The sequence below is a fragment of the Variovorax restrictus genome, from assembly GCF_051216715.1.
Classification (GTDB): Bacteria; Pseudomonadota; Gammaproteobacteria; order Burkholderiales; family Burkholderiaceae_C; genus Variovorax.
Genome location: NZ_JBPJZH010000021.1, coordinates 1 through 1,604 on the forward strand (window position 1 = coordinate 1; position 1,604 = coordinate 1,604).

Sequence of the window (1,604 nt, forward strand, 5' to 3'; positions counted from 1 at the left end):
CGATTGTGTTGAAAAACTCGCCCGAATCGCAGTAGTTGGCTCGCCGTTTGCATGTTCTTCGTCATCGACGGAGGTACGCATCATGATGGGTCGGAGCACCGTTCAAGACCAGCTGTTCTACGCATTCAACCTCGACGATCACGTCCCGCGCGATCACCTGCTTCGAGGCGTTGACCGCTTCCTCGATCTGAGCGAGCTACGCCAACATCTGGCGCCGTTCTACAGCCACACCGGCCGGCCATCGATCGATCCCGAACTCATGATCCGCATGCTCGTCATCGGCTACTGCCTGGGCATCCGTTCCGAGCGCAGGCTGTGTGAGGAGGTCCACCTCAACTTGGCCTATCGCTGGTTCTGCCGCCTGGGCCTGGAAGACAGGGTTCCCGATCACTCGACGTTCTCCAAGAATCGCCATGGACGATTCCGCCAGAGCGATGCATTCAGATTTGTGTTTGAGACGGTGCTGCGTGGCTGCATGACCGAAGGGCTGGTGCAAGGCGAAGGCTTCGCCATCGACGCCAGCATCATCAAGGCCGACGCCAACCGCGCGCGCAATGTTCCTGCTTCTGAGGTTGTGCAATGGCGCCAGGGCACTCAGTGCAGCCGCGCGGTGCGCGAGTACCTTGACGCGCTCGACGTGGCCAATCCAGTTGCAGACGATGTGCCCGAAGGAACGCACGGCACGCAGACCGCATCCCGGAACATCTCCCCGACCGACCCGGCTGCCCAATGGACCGCAGCACCCGGTGGCCCGGCGTTCTACGCGTACTCGACCAACTATCTCATCGATCTGTCGGCGGGCATCATCATGGACGTGGAGGCAACGCCTGCGCATCGCACACCAGAGGTCGAGTCCACCCGAACCATGATCGATCGGGTGGAACAACGCTTCGACATCAAGCCGCGACGGCTTGTGGGCGACACCGCGTACGGCACGGCACCGCTGCTGGGCTGGATGGTCGAGGACAAGCAGATCGAACCTCATGTACCGGTGTGGGACAAGACAGTCCGCAAGGATGGAAGCCTGTCGATCGGTGAGTTCCGGTGGGTGCCAGAGCACAACGAGTACGTATGCCCCGAAGGCCATGCGCTGCGCATTGAGCGACGCCGGTTCGCGATCCCGCGCAGCCACGTCACGAAGGCCGACACCGTGATCTACCGAGCCAGCCAGACCGACTGCGTCGGCTGTGCGGTCAAGGATCGTTGCTGCCCGAACACGCCGTTCCGCAAGATTGCGCGAAGCGTCCATGAGGGTGCCCGTGAGACGGCACGGTCCGTTGCAAAGACGCCGGAGTACAGCCAGTCGCGCAGGGACCGCAAGAAGGTAGAGATGCTGTTTGCCCACCTCAAGCGCATCATGAAGCTGGATCGGCTCCGGCTTCGTGGACTCAGTGGTGCGCAGGACGAGTTCCTGTTGGCAGCAACGGCTCAAAACCTTCGGCGAATGGCCAAGTGGTTGATGCCAGTTGAAGTAGATGCGGGGATGAAGAGCGCGTGAGGCGAACCGGAAGGCGCGCTGCGCGCGCTCGATTCGTCAAATCGAATGCAAGTCCTGCGCGATGGCCGATGCGGGCAAGATTCGAGGCGAGTTTTTCAACACAATC

At 61.3% G+C, this 1,604-nt stretch carries 1 protein-coding gene; it reads left to right on the top strand.

Annotation, left to right across the window (positions count from 1 at the left end):
• Positions 1 to 82: 82 nt before the first annotated feature.
• Entirely contained in the window at positions 83 to 1,498 is a 1,416-nt protein-coding gene (locus tag ACSFA0_RS26590; protein WP_435453265.1) for an IS1182 family transposase, read from the top strand.
• The last annotated feature ends 106 nt before the right edge of the window (positions 1,499 to 1,604 follow it).